The sequence below is a fragment of the Pantoea sp. ICBG 1758 genome, from assembly GCF_002928325.1.
GTDB classification, from domain to species: domain Bacteria; phylum Pseudomonadota; class Gammaproteobacteria; order Enterobacterales; family Enterobacteriaceae; genus Pantoea; species Pantoea eucrina.
On sequence record NZ_POWL01000005.1, the window covers coordinates 106,521 to 128,450 of the forward strand.

General features: G+C 56.9%; 22 protein-coding genes. 12 read left to right on the forward strand and 10 right to left on the reverse strand.

From position 1 onward, the window contains the following. The first annotated feature begins 61 nt into the window (after positions 1 to 61). The 3 genes from mtlD (at position 62) to C1Y41_RS16300 (ending at position 2,271) form a co-directional block, all read left to right on the forward strand. Positions 62 to 1,210 carry a mannitol-1-phosphate 5-dehydrogenase gene (gene mtlD, locus C1Y41_RS16290; RefSeq protein WP_039381626.1) on the forward strand — a complete coding sequence of 383 codons (1,149 nt, stop codon included), beginning with the start codon at positions 62 to 64 and terminating at the stop codon, positions 1,208 to 1,210. A gap of 63 nt (positions 1,211 to 1,273) precedes the next feature. Beyond that, the gene (mtlR, locus tag C1Y41_RS16295) at positions 1,274 to 1,819 is read left to right on the forward strand and encodes a mannitol operon repressor MtlR (RefSeq protein ID WP_175540444.1); all 546 of its coding nucleotides are present in this window, start codon (positions 1,274 to 1,276) and stop codon (positions 1,817 to 1,819) included. Between the two features lie 89 nt (positions 1,820 to 1,908). Beyond that, positions 1,909 to 2,271, forward strand: coding sequence for a YibL family ribosome-associated protein (locus tag C1Y41_RS16300; RefSeq protein WP_065647847.1), 363 nt, complete (start codon positions 1,909 to 1,911; stop codon positions 2,269 to 2,271). A gap of 6 nt (positions 2,272 to 2,277) precedes the next feature. Here C1Y41_RS16300 and C1Y41_RS16305 read toward each other — a convergent pair whose 3' ends face one another. The 3 genes from C1Y41_RS16305 to fdhD form a co-directional block, all read right to left on the reverse strand. Then, positions 2,278 to 3,240: a VirK/YbjX family protein gene (locus C1Y41_RS16305; RefSeq protein ID WP_071668232.1), complete on the reverse strand. Its 963-nt coding sequence runs from the start codon at positions 3,238 to 3,240 to the stop codon at positions 2,278 to 2,280. Between the two features lie 184 nt (positions 3,241 to 3,424). Continuing rightward, on the reverse strand, positions 3,425 to 4,042 hold the full coding sequence (gene sodA, locus C1Y41_RS16310; protein WP_039381619.1) for a superoxide dismutase [Mn]: 618 nt from the start codon (positions 4,040 to 4,042) through the stop codon (positions 3,425 to 3,427). 149 nt (positions 4,043 to 4,191) lie between these two features. Next, a complete protein-coding gene (fdhD, locus tag C1Y41_RS16315; RefSeq protein WP_039381616.1) occupies positions 4,192 to 4,983 on the reverse strand; it encodes a formate dehydrogenase accessory sulfurtransferase FdhD in 792 nt (263 codons plus the stop codon). 332 nt (positions 4,984 to 5,315) lie between these two features. On the opposite strand from fdhD, the gene fdhE reads away from it, so the two are divergent. Together fdhE and C1Y41_RS16325 are read left to right on the forward strand one after the other, a co-directional pair. Next, positions 5,316 to 6,242, forward strand: a complete 927-nt coding sequence (gene fdhE / locus C1Y41_RS16320) for a formate dehydrogenase accessory protein FdhE (protein ID WP_104085871.1) — start codon at positions 5,316 to 5,318, stop codon at positions 6,240 to 6,242. A 48-nt stretch (positions 6,243 to 6,290) separates the two neighbouring features. Then, complete coding sequence (locus C1Y41_RS16325; RefSeq protein ID WP_071668235.1) at positions 6,291 to 6,902, forward strand: glutathione S-transferase; 612 nt, start codon at positions 6,291 to 6,293, stop codon at positions 6,900 to 6,902. A 57-nt stretch (positions 6,903 to 6,959) separates the two neighbouring features. Here the strand turns inward: C1Y41_RS16325 and glyS are convergent, their stop codons facing one another. Together glyS and glyQ are read right to left on the reverse strand one after the other, a co-directional pair. Next, positions 6,960 to 9,029, reverse strand: coding sequence for a glycine--tRNA ligase subunit beta (gene glyS / locus C1Y41_RS16330; protein WP_104085872.1), 2,070 nt, complete (start codon positions 9,027 to 9,029; stop codon positions 6,960 to 6,962). Between the two features lie 9 nt (positions 9,030 to 9,038). After that, complete coding sequence (gene glyQ, locus C1Y41_RS16335; RefSeq protein WP_039381606.1) at positions 9,039 to 9,950, reverse strand: glycine--tRNA ligase subunit alpha; 912 nt, start codon at positions 9,948 to 9,950, stop codon at positions 9,039 to 9,041. 203 nt (positions 9,951 to 10,153) lie between these two features. On the opposite strand from glyQ, the gene C1Y41_RS16340 reads away from it, so the two are divergent. Next, entirely contained in the window at positions 10,154 to 11,149 is a 996-nt protein-coding gene (locus C1Y41_RS16340; protein ID WP_104085873.1) for an acyltransferase, read from the forward strand. Positions 11,150 to 11,192: 43 nt separating this feature from the next. Here C1Y41_RS16340 and C1Y41_RS16345 read toward each other — a convergent pair whose 3' ends face one another. Next, positions 11,193 to 12,110 (reverse strand): alpha/beta hydrolase, encoded by a 918-nt coding sequence (locus tag C1Y41_RS16345; protein ID WP_071668237.1) that lies wholly within the window; start codon positions 12,108 to 12,110, stop codon positions 11,193 to 11,195. 289 nt (positions 12,111 to 12,399) lie between these two features. Between C1Y41_RS16345 and C1Y41_RS16350 the strand changes: the two genes are divergently transcribed. Continuing rightward, positions 12,400 to 13,503 carry an EpsG family protein gene (locus C1Y41_RS16350; protein WP_233207449.1) on the forward strand — a complete coding sequence of 368 codons (1,104 nt, stop codon included), beginning with the start codon at positions 12,400 to 12,402 and terminating at the stop codon, positions 13,501 to 13,503. Positions 13,504 to 13,745: 242 nt separating this feature from the next. Beyond that, complete coding sequence (locus tag C1Y41_RS16355) at positions 13,746 to 14,783, forward strand: acyltransferase (RefSeq protein WP_039381595.1); 1,038 nt, start codon at positions 13,746 to 13,748, stop codon at positions 14,781 to 14,783. 65 nt (positions 14,784 to 14,848) lie between these two features. Here the strand turns inward: C1Y41_RS16355 and C1Y41_RS16360 are convergent, their stop codons facing one another. The 4 genes from C1Y41_RS16360 to C1Y41_RS16375 all read right to left on the reverse strand — a co-directional run bounded on the left by C1Y41_RS16360 (position 14,849) and on the right by C1Y41_RS16375 (position 18,115). Then, on the reverse strand, positions 14,849 to 15,982 hold the full coding sequence (locus C1Y41_RS16360; protein ID WP_104085875.1) for an ROK family protein: 1,134 nt from the start codon (positions 15,980 to 15,982) through the stop codon (positions 14,849 to 14,851). A gap of 93 nt (positions 15,983 to 16,075) precedes the next feature. After that, positions 16,076 to 16,816 (reverse strand): DNA replication protein DnaC, encoded by a 741-nt coding sequence (gene dnaC / locus C1Y41_RS16365; RefSeq protein ID WP_071668239.1) that lies wholly within the window; start codon positions 16,814 to 16,816, stop codon positions 16,076 to 16,078. Further along, a complete protein-coding gene (gene dnaT / locus C1Y41_RS16370) occupies positions 16,816 to 17,352 on the reverse strand; it encodes a primosomal protein DnaT (RefSeq protein ID WP_039381566.1) in 537 nt (178 codons plus the stop codon). The genes dnaC and dnaT overlap by 1 nt, the downstream gene beginning before the upstream one ends. A 100-nt stretch (positions 17,353 to 17,452) precedes the next feature. Then, positions 17,453 to 18,115 carry a hypothetical protein gene (locus tag C1Y41_RS16375; RefSeq protein ID WP_104085876.1) on the reverse strand — a complete coding sequence of 221 codons (663 nt, stop codon included), beginning with the start codon at positions 18,113 to 18,115 and terminating at the stop codon, positions 17,453 to 17,455. Positions 18,116 to 18,243: 128 nt separating this feature from the next. Between C1Y41_RS16375 and C1Y41_RS16380 the strand changes: the two genes are divergently transcribed. From C1Y41_RS16380 to C1Y41_RS16395, 4 genes are all read left to right on the forward strand, one after another. Next, positions 18,244 to 18,804 carry a DNA-3-methyladenine glycosylase I gene (locus tag C1Y41_RS16380; protein WP_104085877.1) on the forward strand — a complete coding sequence of 187 codons (561 nt, stop codon included), beginning with the start codon at positions 18,244 to 18,246 and terminating at the stop codon, positions 18,802 to 18,804. Between the two features lie 108 nt (positions 18,805 to 18,912). After that, positions 18,913 to 19,575: an OmpA family lipoprotein gene (locus C1Y41_RS16385; protein ID WP_104085878.1), complete on the forward strand. Its 663-nt coding sequence runs from the start codon at positions 18,913 to 18,915 to the stop codon at positions 19,573 to 19,575. Positions 19,576 to 19,729: 154 nt separating this feature from the next. Next, entirely contained in the window at positions 19,730 to 20,725 is a 996-nt protein-coding gene (locus tag C1Y41_RS16390) for a LacI family DNA-binding transcriptional regulator (RefSeq protein WP_104085879.1), read from the forward strand. A gap of 61 nt (positions 20,726 to 20,786) precedes the next feature. Further along, positions 20,787 to 21,812, forward strand: coding sequence for a LacI family DNA-binding transcriptional regulator (locus tag C1Y41_RS16395; protein WP_039381552.1), 1,026 nt, complete (start codon positions 20,787 to 20,789; stop codon positions 21,810 to 21,812). The last annotated feature ends 118 nt before the right edge of the window (positions 21,813 to 21,930 follow it).

Sequence of the window (21,930 nt, forward strand, 5' to 3'; positions counted from 1 at the left end):
GCCCGCCCTGTGTCCGGGGCGGAAATGCCCGCCCTTTCGCTATTTGAGATGGGTCAATTTTATGAAAGCGTTACATTTTGGAGCAGGCAATATTGGTCGCGGATTTATCGGCAAGCTGCTGGCCGATGCCGGCATCGAGCTGGTCTTTGCTGACGTCAATCAGGTTGTGCTGGATGCCCTTAACGCCCGTCACACTTATCCGGTTCATGTTGTTGGCGAACAGGCAAAAACGGAGACGGTCACCGGCGTCAGCGCCGTTAACAGCACCAGCGATGACATCATTGCGCTGATCGCTGAAGTCGATCTGGTCACGACTGCCGTCGGACCGCAGATCCTCGAACGTATTGCCGGCAGCGTGGCGCAGGGTCTGATCGCCCGTCACGATCGGGGTAATACGGCACCGCTTAACATCATCGCCTGCGAAAATATGGTGCGCGGCACCAGTCAGCTGAAGCAGCATGTGCTGAAGGCGCTGCCGGCGCAGCATCACGCCTGGGCAGAAGCGCACGTCGGCTTTGTCGATTCCGCCGTGGATCGTATTGTCCCGCCTTCTGAAGCGGGCAGCAGCGATCCGCTGGAAGTGACCGTTGAGACCTTCAGCGAATGGATTGTTGATAAAACGCAGTTTAAAGGGGCGCTGCCGGCGATCCCTGGCATGGAACTGACCGACAATCTGATGGCGTTTGTTGAACGCAAGCTCTTTACCCTTAATACCGGCCACGCTATTACCGCTTATCTGGGCAAACTGGCGGGTCATGTAACCATTCGCGATGCGATCCTGGATAGCCGCATTCGCGCCGTGGTTGAGGGGGCCATGCAGGAGAGCGGCGCCGTTCTGATCAGGCGCTACGATTTTGATGCAGAGAAACATGCGGCTTACATCAGCAAAATCCTTACCCGCTTTGAGAACCCTTACCTGAAAGATGACGTCGAGCGCGTAGGCCGCCAGCCGCTGCGCAAGCTGAGCGCAGGCGATCGCCTGATTAAACCGCTGCTCGGCACGCTGGAGTACCAGCTACCGCACGATAATCTGGTGCAGGGGATCGCAGCCGCGATGCACTACCGCAGCGATGCCGATCCGCAGGCGCAGGAGCTGGCCACGCTGATCGCGGAACAGGGCGTTGCAGAGACGCTGGTAAAAATTTCCGGCCTGGAGCCGGAGAGTCAGGCAGTAGAGGCTGTGGTGAGCGCTTACAGCGCTATGGCATAATGCGCGCCCCCGGGTGAGCAAACCGGGCGCAACAGGGTTGCGCCCGCAGACGGTAGCTGAACGATGCAGGCAATGATGGAAGAGAAGCAGGCTTTTGAAAACCAGGTGCTTGAGCGCCTGAACGCCGGTCGTTCGGTGAGAAGCTTTCTGATTGCTGCGGTTGAACTGCTGGCAGAAGCGGTTAATCTGCTGGTGCTGCAGGTTTTTCGCAAAGATGATTATGCGGTAAGGTACGCCGTCGAACCACTGCTGCTGGGAGACGGGCCGCTGGGCGAGCTGTCGGTACGTCTTAAGCTTGTTTACGGACTGGGCGTGATTACGCGGCAGGAGTATGAGGATTGCGAACTACTGCTGACGCTGCGCGAAGAGCTGAACCACGACGCCAGCGACTATCGCTTTACCGATGACGAGGTGCTGGGGCCGTTCAGTGAACTGCACTGTGTGGTCGCCTGGCCGCCGCAGCCCGACTTCACCCGCGATGATGAGGCGCTGCGCATTATGCAGCAGCAGCGTTATCTGCAGATGGTGCGATCCACCATGGTGCTCTCTTTGACCGAACTGATTTCCCGAATTTCGCACAAGCAGGCATTCAAAAAGCCCGCTGTCTGACCTCAGGCAGCGGTACATCGAACAGTCATACTGCCCGCCCGGCCTAAATTAATGTATCCTTTCCCTGTTTTCCTTAATGAGTTTTTCCAATGAAAGAACAAGTCAAAGCCGAGATCAAACGCCTCAGCGATCAGCTGGACGCACTGAACCGCAAAGAGCCCCAGCTGCTGGAAGCGGGTGACGCTGAAAAGCTGGGTGCGCTGCTGAAAGAGAAAGAGACGCTGGTGCAGGAGATTGAACGTCTGCGCGGCGTACGTGATGAAAAGCTGAGCAAAGAGGCGCAGCAGCTGCAGCAGCTGCCGTTCAGCCGTGAAATCACGAAAAAAGAGCAGGCCAACATGGGTGCGCTGAAGAAAAGCGTGCGCGGCCTGGTTGTGGTGCATCCGATGACCGCGCTGGGACGAGAAATGGGTCTGAAAGTCATGACCGGCTACGCAAAACAGCCGTTCTGAGGCTGTTCAGGCTGCACGGTCTGCGCGGTGAGCGCAGCCGGCGGCCTGCTGAACCTGCTCTTTCAGGCTGTCGAGCAGCGTGTAGCGCCGGCGATATTCGGCGCGCTTTTTACTGGCTATCTCCTCCAGCGCTTTGCGCTCCATCTGCAGCGGCAGCGTAAAGCAGCCGTCGGCCCGCTCCTCGCCGCCCAGCGACAGCCAGAACTCACTGTAGCTGGCAAAAAACTTATCCCCTTTACTGTGTCGATAGCGCAGGCTGCGAAACACATGCGTGGTGTCGCCGACGGCGGCTATCGCTTCTGCTCCACACGCCTCCGCCAGCAGAAACAGTGCTTCCATCAGCACGCGCTTGGGAAACAGACCGTGCGCCGCTTTAGTCGCTTCGCGGATCGCCTCCGACGGAATATGCTTGCGCGGCCCCTGCAGTCCGCCAATAAACAGCGTACACCGCTGCGGCCCGCCAATCAGCGAGAATGAGAGGGAGGCCAGCAGCATATCCTGATAGTGCAGCGTCAGCGTCAGCTCACCTTCGCGATCGTAATAGCCGGAGCTGCAGGCAATCGTAAACTGCTCTTCATTTTTGCCGCTGAGCTGTGCAACAGGCGTCCCGGCCGGATTCAGCATTAGCTGACGCAGGGCGGGATTATCAAGCTGTGCAACATGCTGGTAGTGCTGCACGATAGCGCGTGCGCGCTGCGCCACGCTAAACCGCGAACAGAGATAGGGACGATGCGGTTTAGCGGGCAGCAGACCCTGGCTGGCCATCAGCTGTGGCAAAAAGGGCAGCTGCGCCAGCTGCTGCAGATAGGTCAGCGTGGTAAACGGATAGAGCGCCGTTCGCAACGCAAACTTGGTACGAAAGCGGCCGCTGTGCCAGAGATTATCAGGTCGAAGTTTGCCGCTGATCAGCGGAAAAAACAGCGCTGAAGAAGAGAGATCGCCCGATTCAGTGTGGGTAATTGTTGTCATAAGGAGCTTAACGTCTCGAAAAAACCTGCTGCAATGTTAAGCACAGCCGCTTCAACGATTCGTTAATGACCCTACCCCGCCGGCACTAAACGGTTTGCTGTTTAGCCGGGGTTTAGATTGCCGTGACGCAGATAAAAAAAACCGGCGACATCGCACCGGTTTTTTACGCAGAAATAAGCGCTGATTATTTTGCTGAAGCAAAACGCGCTGCTGCTTCGTCCCAGTTCACTACGTTCCAGAACGCTTTGATGTAGTCAGGGCGCTTGTTCTGATACTTCAGATAGTAAGCGTGCTCCCACACATCCAGACCAATGATTGGGAAGCCAGACGCACCGGCGATCGCGTCACCCATCAGCGGGTTATCCTGGTTAGCGGTTGAAACCACAGCCAGTTTGTCGCCTTTTTTCACCAGCCACGCCCAGCCAGAGCCAAAACGGGTAGCTGCTGCTTTTTCAAACTCTTCCTGGAATTTCTCAACGCTACCGAAATCTTTTTCGATAGCCGCTTTCAGGTCGCCCTGCAGCGTGGTGCCGGTTTTCAGGCCTTTCCAGAACAGGCTATGGTTAGCGTGGCCGCCAGCGTTGTTACGCAGCGGGCCTTTTTTGTCTGCTGGCAGCTGATCCAGTTTGGTAATCAGCTCATCAACCGGCAGATCGGCGAATTCGGTACCTTCCAGCGCTGCGTTAGCGTTGTTTACGTAGGTCTGGTGGTGTTTGGTGTGATGGATTTCCATCGTCTGCTTGTCGAAGTGCGGTTCCAGTGCGTCGTAGGCGTACGGCAGGGATGGCAGTGAATAACTCATGTTCTTCCTCTCCATTTAATGTTTTGCAGCATCACCTTACCAGTGTGCCGCGTAAGCAGTGGGATCATTATAGTTAAAATCATGATCCATAAAAGGGTTATCAATGCCGTAGAAATGATAAGGATTTGCGGTTCAGCGGCCTGAACCGGCTAGCGCAGCCGCTGCGGGTGGGTATAGATCGTTGCCCGCCCTGGCTTACTGAAGCCTACCAGCGTCAGATTACTGCGCTGCGCAACCTCTACCGCCAGCTGGGTGGCGGCCGAGACCGCAAACAGGATCTCCACGCCGCACATGGCGGACTTCTGCACCATCTCATAGCTGGCGCGGCTGGAAACCAGTACTGCGCCCTGCTGCCATCCCTGCTGACTGCGCAGCCCCAGCAGCTTATCCAGCGCAACGTGCCGCCCGACATCTTCACAGCCGCCCGGCAGCAATCCCTCGGGTGAGAGCCATGCCGCCGCGTGCGTACAGCCGGTAAGATTGCCCACCGGCTGATAGTCACGCAGCCGCGCCAGCCCGCTGTCCAGCTGAGCCAGGTCAAACGTCTGGGTAAAAGGCAGCGGCTTCAGCGGCTTACCAATCTGATCCAGCTGCTCAACGCCGCAGACGCCGCAGCCGGTTCGCCCCGCCATCGCCCGGCGCTGCGCTTTTAACGCCATAAACCGGCGGCTGGCGAGCTCAATCTGTACTTCAATGCCGTTGCAGCCCGGCACCACATCGATGCCATAGATCTCAGCCGGTTGTTCAATAATCCCTTCTGAAAGCGAGAAACCCAGCGCAAACGCCTCAAGGTTGTCAGGCGTCGCCATCATGACCACATGCGAGATGCCGTTATAGACCAGCGCTACCGGCACCTCCTGTGCCAGCCAGTCAGTTTCGGCCGTTTCCGGTGTCCGGCGCTGCCACACTTCAGCCTGGCTTACGCCAGCGATCGTTTTCACAGGTTGCTCACCTGCCTGCTGTTTTGCTGTCACGTTATCTGTCTCTTATTGCACTCATCAAAAGCGGCGGGCCTCACGGCCTGTACGCTATACCGGCTGCCGGTTCAGATGCTGAGCATGAACGTCGGCCAAAAATTTTTCTTCAACTTATGTGCTGGCACTCTGGCTGCGCGGCCCGCGGCGGTCACAGAATCGTCCCTCCCTCCGGCTGCCGTCACCGGCAGTTAATCGTCCGTCAGCCAGCCGCCTGAGCGTCAGGCTGCTATCATCAGCGTAGTCGTGCTGCTTTCATTGTTGGCAGCGTTATCGCCAGAAAATAGAGGTGTTCCCTGATGAGTATTCGCATTATTCCGCAGAATCAGCCGGAAACACGCGAACCGCAGACCGCGGAACAGATCCCGCCGCTGCTGTTTCCCCGGCTGAAAAATCTCTATAGCCGTCGCGCTGCACGCCTGCGCCATCTGGCGGCAAAAAATCCGCTGGGTGACTATCTGCGCTTTGCTGCAGTGATCGCTCAGGCGCAGGAGATTGTGCTGTATGACCATCCGCTGCGGCTCGATCTGCGTCCGCGCCTTGCAGAAAGCGCGCAGCGCAATGAGCCGCCGCTTGATATTCGCCACTATCCGCGCGATCGTCACTGGCAGCAGCTGCTGCATTCACTGATTGCAGAACTCAAACCGGAGATGAGTGGCCAGGCGCTGGCGGTGCTGGAGAACCTGGAAAAATCGTCCGCCAGCGAGCTGGAGACGCTTGCCGGCGCGCTGCTGGCCGGGGAATTTAGCCGGGTCAGCAGCGATAAGTCGCCTTTTGTCTGGGCTGCGCTGTCGCTGTACTGGGCGCAGATGGCCGCTATGATACCCGGCAAGGTGCGGACGGAACAGGGCGATCACCGGCAGTTCTGCCCGGTCTGCGGCAGCGTTCCGGTTACCGGCCTGGTGCATATGGATGTGGCGCAGGAGGGATTACGCTATCTGCACTGCAACCTGTGCGAAAGTGAGTGGCACGTCGCCAGTGACCGATGCTGCAACTGTGAGCAGACGCGCGATCTGCACTTCTGGTCGCTCGATAATCACCAGGCTGCCGTTCATGCAGAGAGCTGCGGCGACTGCGGCACCTATATGAAACTGCTCTGCCAGGAGCGGGATCCGGCGGTAGAGCCTGTTGCCGACGACCTGGCGTCGCTGGTGCTGGATGCGCGCATGGAGCAGGAAGGGTTTGCCCGCAGTAGCCTGAATCCATTTATGTTTCCCGGCGAATAGCTGGCCCGGGCGTTACCGCTACGTACCGCGTTTTATACGGAGGCTTTGATGAAACTGATAGGCAGTTATACCAGCCCGTTCGTGCGCAAAATTTCAGTTATTCTGCTGGAAAAGGGCATCGTGTTTGAGTTTATAAACCATACACCCTGGGCGGAAGATAGCCAGGTGCCCCACTATAATCCGCTGGGAAAAGTACCGGCTCTGATCGACGAGCGCGGATTAACCTGGTACGACTCTTCTGTCATTGCTCAGGTTATTGAGCTGCGTGATGAAGCACCCGCCCTGCTGCCTGATGATGCGCTGCGCGCGCTGCAGGTACGCCAGCTGGCAAAGCTGGCTGATGGTATTAACGACGCGGCGGTGACCATTGTGCGGGAACAGATGCGGCCTGGCGCGCAGCAGTCTGAAGAGGTGCTGCTGCGCAACCGCGAAAAAATCCAGCGCGGTCTGGATGCGCTGGAGGCGGCCGCGGCGAAAGCGGAGTTGATCAACACCGGCACACTGAATCTGGCGGATATTGCGACCGGCTGCATGATTGGCTATCTGAATTTCCGTCGCGTGCTGCCGAACTGGTGTGTAAACCGCCCGGCGCTGGTCAAACTGGCGGAAACCCTGTTTCAGCGCGAGAGCTTCGCGCGTACCGTGCCGCCGGCAGGTTAGACGGCAATAAAAAAGGGACGATTGCTCGTCCCTTTCGCTACCGCATCCTGCTGCCGTTTACTGCAGCAGGGAAATATCTGCCACCTGCAGGAACAGCTGACGCAGCTGTGCCAGCAGCGTCAGACGATTCACGCGCACGGCATCATCTTCTGCGTTAACCATAACGTTGTCGAAGAAGTTATCTACCGCTTCACGCAGCTGTGCCAGCTCCACCAGCGCATCCTGATAGCGGCCTTCAGTAAACCAGGGCTGCAGCTTGTCGCTCAGCGCGGTGACGAAAGTCGCCAGCTGGATCTCCGCGTTCTCTTTCAGCAGCGATGCCTGTACGCTGTCGTTCAGCGGATCGCTGGCTTTTGCCAGAATGTTCGACACGCGCTTGTTGGCCGCTGCCAGCGCTGAGGCTGCCTCCAGCGTGCGGAAATGCGATACCGCTTTCATGCGCGCATCGAAATCTGCCGGACGGGTAGGACGACGCGCCAGTACCGCCTGAATGGTATCAACGCTGTGACCCTCTTCCTGATACCAGGTACGGAAGCGACCCAGCATGAAGTCGATCACCTCATCAACCACTTTCGCGTTGCTCAGCTTGCTGCCGTAGAGGCGCACGGCCTCTTCGGTCAGACTCTGCAGATCGAGCGGCAGATTCTTCTCGACGATAATACGCAGTACGCCCAGCGCGGCGCGGCGCAGTGCAAAGGGATCTTTGTCGCCTTTCGGATGCTGACCGATACCAAAAATGCCCGCCAGCGTATCCATTTTATCTGCAATCGCGACGGCACAGGCCACCGGGTTAGAAGGCAGCGCATCGCCAGCAAAGCGCGGCTGATACTGCTCATTGAGCGCTACCGCCACATCTTCCGCTTCCCCGTCATGACGGGCGTAGTGCATACCCATGACGCCCTGGGTGTCGGTAAATTCAAACACCATGTTGGTCATCAGGTCGCACTTGGAGAGCAGGCCGGCGCGGGTCGCGTGATTGACATCTGCACCAATCTGCGCGGCGATCCAGCCTGCCAGCGCCTGAATGCGGTCGGTCTTATCACGCAGCGTGCCCAGCTCTTTCTGGAACAGCACCGTCTCCAGACGCGGCAGATTATCTTCCAGACGCTTTTTACGATCGCTGTTAAAGAAGAACTCCGCATCCGCCAGACGGGGACGCACAACTTTTTCATTACCGGCCACGATCTGCTGCGGATCGCCTGACTCGATGTTGGTAACGAAGATGAAGTTCGGCAGCAGTTTTCCTTCCGGGCTGTAGACCGGGAAATATTTCTGATCGCCTTTCATGGTATAGACCAGCGCTTCCGCCGGTACTGCCAGGAACTTCTCTTCAAACGTTGCGGTCAGCACCACCGGCCACTCCACCAGCGAAGCAACCTCTTCCAGCAGGCTGTCGCTGAGATCGGCGACGCCGCCCAGCTGCTGTGCAGCCGCTTCCGCATCCGCCTTGATTTTTGCTTTACGCTCAGCGTAATCAGCCATTACCTTACCGCGCGCCAGCAGCTGCTGCGGATAGTGATCGGCGTGCTCCAGCGTAAACTCCGGCTCGCCCATAAAGCGGTGGCCGCGAATGGTGCGCGCTGACTGTACGCCCAGGATAGTGGCCGGGATCAGCTCCTCTCCCAGCAGCAGCGTCACGGTATGCACCGGGCGCACGAACTGGACATCGCTGGCGCCCCAGCGCATCAGTTTTGGAATCGGCAGCTTGCTCAGTGCGGTAGTGACCATTGCCGGCAGCAGCGCGCTGGCCTGCTCGCCCTTCACCGCGGCGCGATGCACCAGCCATTCGCCTTTATCGGTGCTCAGGCGCGCAGCCTGATCGACCGTGATGCCGTTGCCGCGTGCCCAGCCTTCAGCTGCTTTCGTCGGATTACCCGCTGCGTCAAACGCAGCCGCGACGGCGGGGCCGCGCTTCTCAATCTCGCGATCGGGCTGCGCCGCCGCCAGCGCTGCGACTTTCAGCGCCAGACGGCGCGGAGCAGCAAACCAGCTGACTTCGCCGTGCGTCAGGCCAGCGCTGTCCAGCTCGGCAGTAAAGTGTGCAGCAAAAGCTTCCGCCAGGCTGCGCAGGGCTTTCGGAGGCAACTCTTCGGTGCCAATTTCCACCAGGAAAGTTTTATCGGTCATGGCTGCCTCTTACTTATTACGGTTGCACATCGGGAAACCCAGCGCCTCGCGTGACGCATAGTAGGCTTCCGCCACGGCTTTCGTCAGGGTGCGAATACGCAGAATATAGCGCTGGCGTTCGGTAACGGAGATCGCCTTGCGCGCGTCGAGCAGGTTAAAGCTGTGGGCCGCTTTCAGAATGCGTTCATAGGCTGGCAGCGGCAGCGGCTTCTCCAGCGCCAGCAGCTGCTGCGCCTCTTTCTCATACTGCTCAAAACAGCTGAACAGGAAACCGACGTCGGCATATTCGAAGTTATAGGTCGACTGCTCTACTTCGTTCTGATGAAACACATCGCCGTAGGTGGTTTTGCCAAATGCACCGTCGCTCCAGGTCAGATCGTAGACGCTGTCCACGCCCTGGATATACATCGCCAGACGCTCCAGGCCATAGGTGATCTCACCCGTGACCGGCTTGCACTCAAGGCCGCCAACCTGCTGGAAGTAGGTGAACTGCGTCACTTCCATACCGTTGAGCCACACTTCCCAGCCAAGGCCCCAGGCGCCCAGCGTCGGGTTTTCCCAGTTATCTTCTACGAAACGAATATCGTGGATAGTGGGATCGATACCCAGCTCTTTCAGCGAGCCGAGGTAGAGCTCCTGAAGATTGTCCGGGTTAGGCTTGATCACCACCTGGAACTGATAGTAGTGCTGCAGACGATTGGGGTTTTCACCATAGCGTCCGTCGGTCGGACGACGTGAAGGCTGCACGTAGGCGCTGGCCATCGGCTCCGGGCCAATAGCGCGCAGGCAGGTCATCGGGTGTGAGGTGCCGGCGCCCACTTCCATGTCCAGCGGCTGGACAATGGTGCAGCCCTGGCGCGCCCAGTAATCCTGCAAGGTCAGGATCAGGCCCTGAAAGGTCTTGGTATCAAACTTTTGCATGTTGAATTCGCACGGGATACGGGTGAATTAAAAAGAGTTCGACAGTATACCCTTTGACCGGGCAATGTGCAGCCGGAAATCCTGAGGCTGTGCGGGTCGCGCGCGCTTTTGCCGCACAGAGGGCTCTGAATTACGGCGGCAGATGTTGTTGAGTGGCGGCACAGCGGCTACCCTTCCTCGCACCATCTGTACGCGAGGATCACATGCCGCAAAAAATTAGCTGGATCGACAACTTACGTGCGGTCGCCTGCCTGATGGTGATCGTGATCCATACCACGACCTGGTATATCACCGGACCGATGGCGGTCACCGGCATAACCTGGGATGTGGCCAACCTGATGAACGCCGCCTCCCGCGTCTGCGTGCCGCTGTTCTTTATGATCTCAGGCTACCTGTTTTTTGGCGAGCGCAGCGCGCAGGCGCGACATCTGATACGCATTGTGCTTTGCCTGCTGTTCTACAGCGCGGTCGCGCTGGCGTATATCACCTGGCTGACACCGATCAGCGAAGGTCGATCCATCATGAAGCTGCTGCAGAAGCCGGTGTTTTATCATCTGTGGTTCTTCTTTGCGATTATCGGTATCTACCTGCTTTCGCCGCTGATACAGGTCAAAACGGTACAAAAACGCTATGTGGTGCTGCTGGTGGTGGTGCTGGCGGTGGTGGCAAACCCGAATACGGTCAGCCAGTCAGTGGGATCCTTTCGCTGGCTGCCGGTCAATCTCTATGTCAGTGGCGACAGCATCTACTACCTGTTGTACGCCCTGCTCGGACGCGCTATCGGCTGTATGGAGACGGGCGGCCGCCGGATCGGCTGGCTGGCGGGAGGCGTTTTTATCGCCTGCGTGCTGGGTATTGCACTCGGTACAAAGCAGCTGCTGCAAATCAACGGCGCCTTCAACGACACCTGGTATCTCTACTGCGGACCGCTGGTCTTTATCGCGGCCATCAGCCTGCTGGTTCTGTTTAAAAACAGCCTGAACCAGCGGCCGCTGCCGCTGCTGGCGACCATTTCTCGCTATTCGCTGCCGGTATATGGTTTTCACGCGCTGTTTATTCACTATCTGCGTACTCACCACTATGACGATATGTCACGCCCCTGGCTCGATTTGCCGTGGGTGTTTGGCGTCACGCTGCTGGGCAGCCTGCTGCTGGCAAAGGTGCTGAAGCGCATCGATACGCGACAGCTGGTCAGCTGAAAGCGCTGACCGGCTCGCCAGAGTTCATCGCGCATTCTGGCTTTTACCGGTCAGTCAGCGTGCTCTGCCAGTCATGAAACAGCGTCAGCCAGTTTCTTACCGGCAGCTTTAGTTTTTGTCCGGTCCCGAAACCGTGCCCGCCCTGCTGGAACAGGTGCATTTCTGTTTTCACTTTATGCTCGCGCAGCGCGGCAAACATCAGCAGCGTATTCTGCGCTGAAGCCGTACCGTCATTCAGCGCGTGAACGAGAAACGTCGGCGGCGTACGATCGCTGACGCGCGCTTCCTGCGACTGCTGCAGAAGGGTCTGCGGGCTGATGTTTTTGCCGTACATGGCGGCGCGCGTGCCCGGATGTGTTACGCCATCCTTAAGCGACAGTACCGGATAGATAAGGGCAGTGAAGTCGGGACGGGCTGAGACGCTGTCCTGCGCATCCTGTGCCGGATAGTTATCAGCCTCCGGATCGTTACTGAGATTCGCGGCCAGATAAGCCCCTGCAGAAAAACCCATCACGCCAATACGATCGGCAGCAATATGGTATTGCGGGGCATTAGCCCGGATAAGCCGAAGTGCCCGCTGCGCATCCGCAAAGGCCGCCTGGCGATTCTGTGTGGTGCCGTCATGCGGCATACGATAAAGAAGAACGAAGGACGTATAACCCTGACGACTTAACAGCGTGGCGATATTAAGCCCCTCAAGATCTTTCATAATATAAGAAAATCCCCCACCCGGAATGATAAGCACGGCTGTGTGATTATTTTTTCCCGCAGGCGCTACATAAATCATTTCCGGCGAATTAACCTGCGTAACGGCACGATTATTATCAGCAGGATTTTTACTGAAATTAATAAATTTATTCTGTGTTATGTTTTCGCCCGGCCAGATAGGAATTTCCTTAGAGGCAAAGGCCAGCGGAAGATAAAACAGTAAAAACGCGCTTATCAGGCGAAAAAGGATCATTCTTCTGGCTCCATATTATTAATAAAAACAGTTACAAACGCACTTTAGCCTCGGCCTTTTCTTTACCTCTGTGGATCGGCAACTCTCTGAAAAGGAAAAATATCAGCAGCAGAATTTGAAAATAGCAGAAAGCGGATGAATAATAATCCCGGCAGTAATCTGATAAAATACCGGGCCAGGAAAAATTAGACTTTTCTCATGTTTACCAAAACATAGCCCTATGTTATAAGTGCATTTTAAACTATAAGAATCTGTGACCATGGGAATTTACTGGATCATAAGTCTTAGCATGACTTTTGTCGCAATTGTCGAAACCATGTTAAGTAAAAATGAAAACACAGCACATATCAGGACGTGGCTTTATTTTATTGCTGTTGTAGTACTTTTTACTTTTGGCGGCATCCGTGGCCTGGGAACCGGCCTTGATGACTTCCAGTATCGCGACTTCTATGCACAGTTTCTCGATAAAATTATTATCGAGGGCTTCTGGCGCGCCGTGGTCGAGTTTCGCTATGAGCCTGCTATTTATGCGATTGCCGGTGCAACGCGCATTTTTACGGCCAATGCTGACATCTTTATCTTTGTTATCGCCTTCATCGCGGTATGCGTTAACGCGCACTACTTCCGCAAGCTGACGCCGCTGCCGCTGGTCGCGCTGGCCGTCTACTCGGCGCACCTGTTTATCAACAAAGATATGAACCAGATCCGCTTTGGTCTCTGCTCGGCGTTTCTGCTCGGCTTTGTCTGGCATATGTCGCGTCGCAGTAAATCGGGTATGGTGACCACATTTCTGCTGTCGTTTTTCTGCCACGCAACGGCCGTTGTCGCGCTGCTTATTCCGATGGCGATGATTATCCGCAAAAACAAATATGTGCCGATTGCGATTGTCGTTATCAGCCTGCCGCTGGCTTTTATGGGAAGCTCGGCACTGATCTCCGCGCTCTCCAGCCATCTGGGTTCACTGGGCGACAGGGCCATGGGCTATGCCGATGCAGAGTCGCGCCAGGAGCAGGGTATTCTTACGCTCTCTAACCTGAAGAACATTGGCTTTGTCTTTATCTTCAGCTACATGCTGCTGAGTGATAAAATCAGAAACGCCGACCCGGCAAAATTTAACACTTACTATATTCTGGCGATTACGTTTGCCATCGGCAGTGGCCTGCGTATGGCGCTGCAGGACTACGCCTCTGGCGGCCGCCTGGCAAACTACCTGCTGCAGGTTGAACCAGTGCTGATTTCACTCTGTATCTGGGAAACCAAAAAGCTGAGAAAAGTCATCGCCGTAGCGATAACCGTGCTGATGGTGCTCTACTATCTCTACTATAACACCATGGCCAGTAAGCAATCGATCGTCGGCTACGAGGTGTCGCGCAGCTTCCAGCTGTTCCGTTAATCGTTAAAAACGCTAACCAACTGGTTAGCGTTTTTTATTTATAACCTCTTTTTTCCACCATACCAGGGAAATTCTGAATATTACGCCGCGCTTATACATCGCTTGATTTTTCTATCGTTTAAAACTCTAATAGTTTACATCTGCCGCGGCAGAGTTTAACGCTTTTAATCAGAACACCATCCGATACAGGCGCTTTAATTATTATTACAGCGCGTTGTTATCCCATTAAAAAGAATGCTGATATGAACGAAAAAAATAATTTTGATATTGTCAGGCTTTCGCTCGCCTTTATCGTTTTGCTGGTACACTCAGCTGAAGTCACCAGAAATGCCGATATTCGTTTCCTTGCACATTATCTGAATAGCGATTTTGCTGTGAAAGGATTTTTTGCAATAAGCGGATTTCTTATTGCAAAAAGTTACTTAAGAAGCCGCTCGCTGAACTCTTATTTTATTAAGCGCGCCCAGCGCATCCTGCCCGCTTATATATTTGTGATTTTGATGTGTTTTACCATTGGCCTGTGTCTGACGACATTGCCGCTAATGGATTTTCTGAAACATCGTGAAACTATTAAGTATCTGGTGGCAAACTTTACCTTTCTGAATTTTATTCAGGCTTCACTGCCGGGTGTGTTTACCGATAATCCAAACCAGCCGATGGATGGCTCACTCTGGACGATCAAAGCGGAACTGACGCTCTATGTGCTGTTACCGTTTATCGTTCCGCTGATGAAGCGTAATCCGCTGAAAGTCTGGGGCGCCATTTTCATCATCTCCTGCGCCTGGTTCTTCTATTTCACCTCTGTCTATAGCGGCCCCAAAGCCGATACGCTGGCGAAGCAGTTTGTCGCCCTCTCCTCGTACTTTTTCTTTGGCAGCCTGCTGGCGATACACAAGCCCGCTTTTGATCGGCTGAAGCTGATTACGCTGGTGTCGATGGCGGCATGGCTGCTGTGCAAACGCAGCGAGTATGCGTTTCTTATTGAGCCGGTCGCGTTCTCTTCAGTGGTGATTTTCTGCTGTACCAGCCTGTGTCGTGAGATAAAAATCAGCCAGTTTGGCGATCTTTCTTATGGCATGTACCTTTATCACTGGCCGATTATTCAGGTACTGCAGCACTTCGGCGTGTTCAGCGCCAACGCCTTTGCTGGCCTGCTGCTGACTATCGTCATCACTCTGGCGCTGGCGTGGACCTCATGGACCCTGCTGGAGAGCCGCTTCCTGAAACGGGCGCATCATACACCGCCTTCCATCGTACCACCGGCTGCTGCCCGCGACTGAATCAGCCAGCAGGCCACCTGCGGGTGGCCTGACCTGCGATGAGGTAAAAAGAAGGGTGCACGGCGTTAATAATCTGCCTGCTCATACTGCGCAATAACCGCCAGAGCCAGACCCTGGGCCGGCTCAAGGCGCTGCGCCAGAAAATGCAGCGTCGTATGCGCGTGGGTGAACGCCAGCGTACTGGCCTGCATCGTCTGCTGTACCGCCTCCCTGAAAACAGCTGAGCTGTTCCACGGCGCGTCAATAATGATACAGGCCGGGTTAACCAGCTGCATGACCTGACTCAGCGCAAAACCAAGATGCTCGCCCGCTTCGCTCATCAGCGGATTAAACAGTGAAGGTTCACTCTCACCCTGCTGCCAGCGCAGGCCCGGCTTGCGTTTGCTCAGCTGCTGCTGAATGGCGGGCTGACCGATCAGCGTCTCCAGGCACCCCCGGCGGCCGCAGCTGCAAAGCTGCCCCTCGCGCTGCATCCGCAGATGGCCGATTTCACCGGCGGTCCAGCTGCTGCCGGTAAACAGCGCGCCGCGATCGATCAGCGCGCCGCCCACGCCCTCCGCAATACGCAGATAAAAATGGCTCTGCGCCTTACTGAGCTGCAGCTGCTGTACAGAGAGCAGCGCGGCTGCCTTGACGTTGTTGAGCACCAGCAGCGGCAGGCTGACGCAGCGTTGCAGCGGTGCCAGCACCGCCACGTTCTCCCAGCCAAGCGGCGCAGAGAAGTGCACAAAGCCGCGCTGTGAATCGATAATGCCCGGCAGACCAATCGCAATCCCTGTCAGCTCCGGATGCGCGGCGCATAATGTCTGACACACTTCAGCCAGCTCCTTCAGCAGCCGCTCCGGGGCGGCCGTTTCGGTGCGCCACGTCTGTTCCGCAATAACCTGTGAGAAGTAGTCGCGTACCTGCCAGTGGATCGTCTGTCGCGCTACCATGATGCCAGCGCTTTTCAGTTTTTCCGGCCGCAGGGCGATCTCAATTTTGGGCCGTCCTGCCGCCGTCACGCTGACCGGCCCCAGCTCGCGCACCAGCCCCTGCGCCAGCAGGTCGTCGATAATCAGTGAAACCGTGTTTTTGCTCAGATCCAGCGCCCGGGCGATGTCCTGACGGGAGGTGATGCGGGCGGAGCGCAGCTGCGCCATGACCCGCTTCAGATTATTCAGTCGAAGTACCGCTGGTCCTTTACCGGCTGCTTTCATGGCGCCTTCACCTGAGGATGAGATACGGTTCAGTTTAGCAGCCCGGCATCACCCGGGCGCGCAGGCGGCCGCGCAGTTTACCCGTTTCAGCTATCAATATTCATCACCGCGCACGCGGCTGCGGTAGCTCTCCCAGTCGAAGCGTACCCACAGGCTGTTTCCCAGCCGCATCCGGTCCATTACGCGCTCGCCCAGCAGGCTGTTCATTCCTGCCGGGTCAAGATTAGAGAGCATGCCGGTAGGGCGTTTTGAAGAGGAGCGCCGATCGACAATCTGATTAATAATCACTTTTTCGTAGCGCGATTCACTCTGCATGCCGATCTCATCGATCACCAGCAGATCAACCTGCGTAAGATCCTGCAGCAGCCGCTCTTCCGTGATATCGCTGCCGCCGCTGAACGTACCCTTCATGCTGGACATCAAATCGGCCACCGTCACAATCAGGACGCTCCTGCCGCGAATGATCAGATCATTCCCGATCGCCGCCGCCAGATGATTCTTTCCGGTGCCGGGACGGCCGGTAAACACAAAGCTGGCAATACTGTTCTCAAATCCGGCCGCGTACTCGCGCGCCAGCGCCAGCGCTTTGCGCTGCCCGTCATTCTCTACGCGATAGTTGTCAAAAGAGCAGTTCATATGCAGTTCGCGAATACCGGAGCGGCCCATGATGCGCTGCATCTTCATGGCGCGGTTCTCACGCACTATCGCTTCTGAGCGCAGACGGCCCTGCTCCTGATTCCACGCCAGCAGCTCAGCGCCATTTTTGAATTTTGGCTGCACCTCTTTCGGCATGATTTTTTTCAGGCGATTGAAAAGATCGGTTGGCGTTTTCATTACTCACCTCGGAAACCATCGGGAATATCGTAATCAGTATTGTCGATACGCGTAATATCGCGCTTTGGCTGGCCCCCATTGCCGGCACGATGCATCTGCACGCTGCGCGCCAGCTTCTGCTGCCACTGCACATGATGAAACGGCCGCCCTTCTGCCTGCCAGTAAGCTACAAAGGTAGCCAGCTCAGCGGGCGTCACCGGCTCGCTGAGCGCCACGCCCCATATGGCGGCCTGACGCTGAAAGTCGCTGTCGGGCTGCCAGCCCTGATACATGGCAAACTTACCCGCCGGGATAGCCAGCGCGGCGCTATCCGGCTGAAAAAGAGTGTCATCCAGCGCGACATCGCTGGGCTGCCGGGCTGCCGCCTCCAGCGCCAGCAGCGCTGCCAGGCGCTGCGGCGTCAGCGCATAAAAAGCGGGCACGTTATCCTGCAGCACGGCCAGCGTACCGTTATCGGCCTGGTGCAGTGCGGCAAGCGGATCGCGGCAGAAGCTGTCCAGCCCGGCCAGCGTTGAAGATAAGATTTTTACGGACATGAAGAGACCTGACGTTGAGCATTTCGGGGCGCCAGATAACCCGGCGCCAGAGAGACAGTGTACCTGTTTTAGCACCGGGGATCGTCATAAAAGGCAGGAATCAGCGTGCAGCGTGGCTCAGCACAGGCGAGACGCTATCGCGGGGCAGAGACGCCTGCGCCGTATGCGTCTGCCACAGATAACGCAGCGATGCGATAAGGCAGAGAGTGTAACCAAAGAGTTCGCAGCCCTCTTCGGCCATATTCTTCACGACCCGGTTATACCCCTCCATCATCAGCTGCTGCCAGAGCTGATGCATACCGAATAGCCGGGAAAACACCAGTATGGCCAGTAAGCCTGCGGCCATCATCTGCCAGCTGCGGTGCTGCAGCAGCGCAGCGAGACCAGGCAGGATCTGCGCCGGGGTACGCAGCGCCAGCGCCAGTGACGCGGCGGTGGTCGCGAGCGCAAACCAGAGCCAGGCACCGTGCCGGATAAGATCAAACAGATAATCGAGTTCGCGTATCAGCATGCAACTGTAGAATCCACCCACCAGAATCAGCGCGCTGCGCTGCTCAGGTCGCTGCGACGCGGCGCGGAAGAACAGCGCAGCAAGCAGAGTCAGCATCACGGCCTGCGTGATTTCAGTAAACGACGTTTCGTGTAATGCGTTGTGCATCCAGGCGACGTCGATATATACCATCGCCATACAGAAAACCAGAAGCAATCCACTGATGAGAAAGGCCGCCATCTCGCGGCTAATAAGAGTAATATGTTCACGCATTATAATGTAACCAAATGATAAAATAATTAGCGTGCTTAGTATATTTCACCCGACTTATCGCGCTTCTCATTTGGTGCCGGTTTTCAGCCTTGCCGCTGAACGTTCGTAGCAGAAACAGGGAGCAGAGCATGCAGCGATGTGGCTGGGTAACCGCAGATCCTCTTTACGTGCGTTATCACGACCGTGAATGGGGGGTTGCGCAAAGAGAAAGGCGCGCCCTGTTTGAGATGCTCTGCCTTGAAGGGCAGCAGGCGGGTCTCTCCTGGATCACCGTGCTGAAAAAGCGCGAAAATTACCGCCGGGCGTTTCATGATTTCGATCCGGCCACCGTCGCGCGAATGGACGAAGCGGATATCAGCCGTCTGATGCAGGATAGCGGAGTGATCCGCCATCGCGGCAAGCTGGAAGCGATTGTGCAGAACGCACGCGCCCTGCTGGCGCTGGAAGCAGCAGGCGACGATTTTTCCCGCTTTATCTGGTCATTTGTGAACGATCGTCCCGTTTTGCACCATTATGCCGATTACCGGCAGGCACCGGTCACTTCTGAACCGGCTATGGCGCTCTCTAAGGCCCTGAAGCAGCGCGGCTTCAAATTTATCGGCCCGACAATATGCCACGCATTTATGCAGGCCTGCGGGCTGATTAACGATCATCAAACCACCTGTTTCCGCCATCCCGATAATCTTTAACGCAAAAATTTACATTTTCAGATTCGGCCTCACGAATTTCCCCATCTTTGAACGGCATAATAGTGGCCTTCCGGGAGTGTTACCCATAAGTATATTGAGGGACTGATGATGAAAAAGCGTGCTCTGACGCTGGCCTTGTTTGTAAGCGGCAGCCTTGCGCTGTCGGGTTGTACTACCAATCCTTATACCGGCGAATCGCAGGCGGGTAAGTCCGGAATTGGTGCAGGTCTGGGTGCCGTGGTCGGTGCCGGAGTAGGCGTGCTCTCCTCCTCTAAAAAAGATCGTAAAAAGGGCGCGCTGATTGGCGCGGCATCCGGTGCGGCGCTGGGCGGCGGCGTGGGGTATTACATGGATGTTCAGGAAGCGAAACTGCGCGACAAAATGCGCGGTACGGGCGTCAGCGTAACCCGTCAGGGCGACAACATTGTTCTGAATATGCCAAACAATGTCACCTTTGACTCCAGCAGCGCAACGCTGAAAACGGCCGGCGCCAACACCCTGAGCGGCGTGGCTATGGTGCTGAAAGAGTATCCAAAAACCGCCGTTAACGTTGTCGGCTTTACCGACAGCACCGGTTCACGCGCGCTGAATATGCGTCTGTCGCAGCAGCGTGCCGAAAGCGTGGCCAGCGCACTGGTGCTTCAGGGCGTAGCGCAGAATCGCCTGCGCACGCAGGGCATGGGACCGGACAACCCGGTTGCCAGCAACAGCACTGAAGAGGGCAAAGCGCAGAACCGTCGCGTTGAGATCACCCTCAGTCCGCTGAACTAAACAGCCTGCCGGCCTGCACCCGCAGGCCGGTTTTCTGACCCTTTCCGGAAATAACTGGAAACCATTCCAGAAAACAGTATATACTGCCCCCGCTCTCTGAAGACTACACTGGCTTATACCAGCGTGACAAAAACTCAACCGGTCGGATACGCCCATGTCACTCAAAGCGATCGCTGCCGCCCTTGGCCTCTCTGTTACCACCGTCAGTCGCGCGCTGAACGGCTACGACGACGTGGCGGAATCAACCCGGCAACGCATTCAGGATGAAGCACGCCGTCGCGGTTATCGGCCAAACATTGCGGCACGCCGTCTGAAAACCGGCCGGGCAAACGCCGTCGGGCTGGTATTACCCGTCAGTACCGCCTCGCTTAACGACAGCTACTACAGTGAAATGCTGCTGACGCTGGATCGGTGCCTGGCGCGTCAGGATATCGACCTGCTGTTGCTGCCGGATAAACCGCGCGATCAGCAGCGCAATTTATTGCGCATGCTGCGCAGCGGCGCACTCGATGCGCTGATCGTTACCCATACCACTCCGCACGACGCCCGCCTGGAGCGCCTGCAGCAGAAAGGCTTTCGCTTCCTTACCCTCGGCCGCAGCAAGCTGCCGCAGCCCTACGCCTGGTTTGACTACGATAACTACGCGGGGGCGCAGCTGGCGGCGCGGCACGCCCTGCAGCAGGGGTTGACGCGGCTTGCCTGGCTCGGTACCGATGAGCCGGGCACCTATATCCTCGATCGCCGCCGCGGCTTTCTCGATACGCTGCGGGATGCCGCACAGCCTGCAGAATTTGTTGCGGCACTGCCGCCTACCCGCCGTGCCGGACTGCAGCAGACGCTCGCCTGGCTGCGTCACCCTGCGCCGCCGCAGGCCATTATTACCGACTGCAGCACGCTCGGCGAGGGTGCAGCCATTGCGCTCCAGCAGCAGCAGCGGCTCTCCGGTGCGCGTGCGATCGCGCTCTACGTCTATGACGGTCTGCCCCATGACTCGATTATCGACCATCCGGTTAATGTGATCCTGCAGATCTCTCAGCAGCGCATCGGCGAATGTGTGGCGGAGATGGTGCTGCAGCTGCTGGCAGACAGGCCGGTCACCGAGCTGCAGACACTCTGGCAGCCGGTTTTGCGCCTGGCCGCTGACGCCTGATGATGGCGCGCCGCGCGTGCTGTGATAGTCTTCGCCTGATTTAACTTTTCAGGAATATGCAATGAAAACCAGGCCGCCACGCGCCACAATCAGCGATGTTGCCCGCACGGCAAATACCGGTAAAACCAGTGTTTCCCGCTATCTGAACGGGGAAGAACATCTCCTTTCGCCCGATCTGAAAACCCGTATTGAGCAGGCGATTGACGCGCTGAATTATCGTCCCAGCCAGATGGCCCGCGGCCTGAAGCGTGGCCGTACGCGATTAATTGGCCTGATCATTGCAGATATCACCAATCCCTATTCCGTGGATGTGCTGAGCGGCATTGAAGCAGCCTGCCGCGCCCGCGGATTTACGCTGCTGATGTGTAACACCAACAATGAGGTCGATCTGGAGCAGCACTATCTGCAGCTGCTGAGCAGCTATCAGGTTGAGGGCATCGTGGTTAACGCGGTCGGTATGCATGAAGTGGTACTCAACCGGCTGCAGCAGTCAATGCTGCCAATGGTATTGATCGACCGTAAAATTCCTGAGTTCGCCTGCGATGTTGTCGGGCTGAATAACCAGGAAGCAGCCTGCAACGCCACGCGTCATCTGCTGGATAATGGCTATAACGCCCTGCTGTTTCTCAGCGAGCCGCTGGGCAGCGTCAATACCCGCCGCGAACGCCTGCGCGCCTTTTTTGCCACCGCAGGTGCCGCGCCGGACGCCATCGCAGAGAATGCGGAAGTGCCGCTGCACCAGCCAGAACCTCTGGATCGGGCGCTGCTGGACTTTTATCAGCGGCATGCCGGCAGACGCGTTGCCGTGGTAGCTGCCAACGGTGCCCTGACGCTGCAGGTGGCACGGGCGCTCCAGCGCCTGGAGCTGGTCTGGGGTAAAGATATTGGCCTGCTGGGGTTTGATGAACTGGAATGGGCGGCGCTGGCCGGCGTCGGCATTACCACGCTGCGTCAGCCCACCTGGCAGATTGGCTATGCGGCGCTGGAGCAGGTGATCACCCGTATTGACGGCAGCGATGCACCGATACGGGATCAGGTGTTTTCCGGCGAGCTGATCGTGCGCGGGTCGAGCCAGCCGCTGCGCTGATACCGGAACCTGATGCTGACTTCGTGAGCAGGATCATAAATCCGCAGTCTGCGTCTTTCCTTTGGAACCGGTTCCATCTAACGTTTTCTCAACGATTGGGAGGCAGTTTGGTGCCCGG